Source organism: Dietzia timorensis (assembly GCF_020742175.1).
Taxonomy (GTDB): Bacteria; Actinomycetota; Actinomycetes; order Mycobacteriales; family Mycobacteriaceae; genus Dietzia; species Dietzia timorensis_A.
In genome coordinates this window covers 1-2,850 of the sequence record NZ_DYXM01000262.1, presented here as the reverse complement: position 1 = coordinate 2,850, position 2,850 = coordinate 1, and the positions used below count along the sequence as shown (strand labels likewise).

Sequence of the window (2,850 nt, the reverse complement as noted above, 5' to 3'; positions counted from 1 at the left end):
CGGCGACGACACAGCCCTCGTTGTCGCAACCTCCGGCTCCACGGGCACCCCGTAGGGCGCGATGCTCTCCGCCTCCGCGCTCCACGCTTCGGCCGTGGCCACCGAGGACCGGCTGGCCGGGCCCGGCCGCTGGCTGCTCGCCCTCCCGGCCCATCACATCGCCGGCCTCCAGGTGGTGCTGCGTTCCCTGCTCGCCGGTGCCGAACCGCACGTCCTCGACGTCTCCGCCGGTTTCGACCCGCTCTCCCTGCCCGGCGCGGTCCGCTCCCTCGAAGCCTCGGCCGGTGACCGCCCGCTCTATACCTCGCTGATCCCCGGCCAGCTCCGCAAGGTCCTCAACCATCCGAGTGAACGCCCCGCCGCCGCGCTCGCCCGCTTCCACACCGTCCTCCTCGGCGGTGCGGCGGCCGAGCCGGAATTCCTCGAACGCGCGGCGACCGCGGATATCCACGTGGTGCGCACCTACGGCTCCAGCGAAACCGCCGGCGGTTGCGTCTACGACGGCGTCCCACTCGCGGGCACCGAGGTCGAAATCGACGACGACTCCCGCGTCTGGCTCGGCGGCCCGACCGTCGCCGCCGGTTACCGCAATGCCCCCGGCCACGAGGCGTTCTCGCGACGCGGCTGGTTCCGCACCGAGGATGCCGGCTCCTTTGCCGATGACGGCGCACTCCGCATCCTCGGGCGTCTCGACACCGCGGTGTCCGTCGGCGGGCTCACGATCGTCCCGCAGGTCGTCGAGGCCGCGCTCACGGAGCACCCCGCGATCGCCGAGGCCGTGGTCGTCGGGGTGCCCGATGTTCGCCTCGGCCACCGCCTGGCTGCGGCCATCGTCCCCGCGCCCTCTGCGAGCGCCCCGCCTCCCGCCGAGCTCTCGTCCTGGGTGCGCGAGCGCCTCGGCCGCCATTCCGCACCGGCGACGTACGACGTCATGGGCGAACTGCCCGTTCTGGCGAACGGCAAGGTGGATCGCAAGGAAATCGAGCGACGGGTGAGATAATGGTTGGCGTGAGTGAACCCAACGGACGCGACCACCACCCAGGCCCCGAAGCGGGCGACGATTTCCCGTCGGGCGCAGACGCCCCGGCCCCCGGAAGCGACGCGGCCGCCGGCGGCGCCACTGTTGCGCAGTGGATCTCCGGCGCGCGGCCCCGCACGTGGCCCAACGCGTTCGCGCCGGTCATTGCCGGCTCGGCCGTCGCCGCGTTCGCCGGCGAGTTCGTGTGGTGGAAGGCGCTGCTCGCGGCGCTGGTCGCGTGGTCGTTCATCATCGGCGTCAACTACGCCAACGACTACTCCGACGGCATCCGCGGCACCGACGACGACCGCGTCGGCCCGCTTCGCCTTACCGGCTCGGGTATCGCACGGCCGGCTGCGGTCAAGCGCGCGGCGTTCCTCGCGCTCGGCACGGGCGCGGTCGCAGGTATCGCGCTGTCGTTGACGAGCGCGTGGTGGCTCATCGTCATCGGCGCGCTGTGCATCGCGGCGGCGTGGTTCTACACCGGCGGCGACAAGCCGTACGGCTATCGCGGTCTCGGCGAGGTCGCGGTGTTCGTGTTCTTCGGCCTCGTCGCCGTGCTCGGCACCGAGTTCGTCCAGACCGGGTCGATCTCGTGGTTCGCGCTTCCGGTAGCGATTGCGGTCGGTTCGCTATCGTGCACCGTCAACCTCGTCAACAACCTGCGCGATATCCCCTCGGACGCCGAGACCGGCAAGATCACCCTGGCCGTGCGTCTCGGCGATCCGCGCACCCGCGGCCTGTGCGCTCTGCTCGGCATCTTCATACCGCCACTCATGACGGCGATCCTCGCCTTCGCCACCCCGTGGGCGCTACTCGGCTTCCTTGCCCTGCCGGTCGCGTGGTCGGCGAACGCGCCGGTCCGCACGCGCGCGATGGGCGCCGACCTGGTGCCCGCGATCGGCAAGTCCGGCATGGCCATGCTGGCGTGGGCCGTGGCCACGGCGGCCGGCCTCGTCATCGCCGCCCTCCTGGCCTGAGCCCCTCCCGCGGCCCTGCAATCCCTCCCGCGCCTCGCACCCCTCCCGCGGCGCGCGTTCTCGTCGGCCATTCCACCGACACGGCTCTGGACGCCAGTTTGTATCGATGAACGCTCAAATTGAGTTCCCTTATCGGAGTTTGTCGATACAAAGTGGCGTCCAGTCGGCACGGCCCATGCCCACATCGCAAGGCCACCGCCGGTAGCGCCCCCTACGCACTCTCCGAGCTATCGATAATTCATTCGTGCAGCATGCTCCGAAAAGTACCTCCTCCCTCCCGTTCAACATTGTCTCGATTGCTGAAACCGAGTTGCTGGGCGTCAGCCGCTACCACCGACTCAAGATGATTCGCTCGGACCGGTGGATGGAGCCGTCACGCGGCCTCATTTGCACCGAATCTCTAGCCAGCATCGACCAAGAGACCTTTCACCGCGAATGGGCACGGGCGGAGATCATCCGTCGCGGATCGCGACATGTCGCTTCCGTGTGGACTGCTGCGCGAATATGGGAGCTGCCCGAATACGTAATTCCGGCTCCCATCACCGAGCTCTCGCTTGCTATGAATTCCCGAAAGAACACCAGGTCGAAGCTGGTTGGGAGGGTACGCGTACTTGACACGCCACTTCCCGACTCAGCGATAACGGCACGCGACGGAATCCCCGTCACGACATTGGCGCGGACCGTCGCCGACTGCGCCAAGCGGTTGAGCTTCGAAGGCGCCGTCGTTCTCATCGAATTCGCATTGAATAGCAAACGCGACCGCGACCTCGACACATCACAACGACTACGCGACGAAATTCGCGACGCGCTCGACGCCTGCGCCGGCGCCCATGGTGTCGTCCGTGCGCGCGC

The 2,850-nt window shown here is 68.8% G+C and carries 1 protein-coding gene and 2 pseudogenes; all 3 read left to right on the top strand.

All coding sequences use genetic code 11. The features are described from left to right. Positions 1-1,000: pseudogene (gene menE, locus K8V11_RS13600) on the top strand (o-succinylbenzoate--CoA ligase); the annotation flags it as partial. Positions 1,001-1,008: 8 nt separating this feature from the next. Then, positions 1,009-1,998 carry a 1,4-dihydroxy-2-naphthoate polyprenyltransferase gene (locus tag K8V11_RS13595; protein ID WP_303915378.1) on the top strand — a complete coding sequence of 330 codons (990 nt, stop codon included), beginning with the start codon at positions 1,009-1,011 and terminating at the stop codon, positions 1,996-1,998. A 244-nt stretch (positions 1,999-2,242) separates the two neighbouring features. Then, positions 2,243-2,850 (top strand): annotated as a pseudogene (locus tag K8V11_RS13590) (hypothetical protein); the annotation flags it as partial.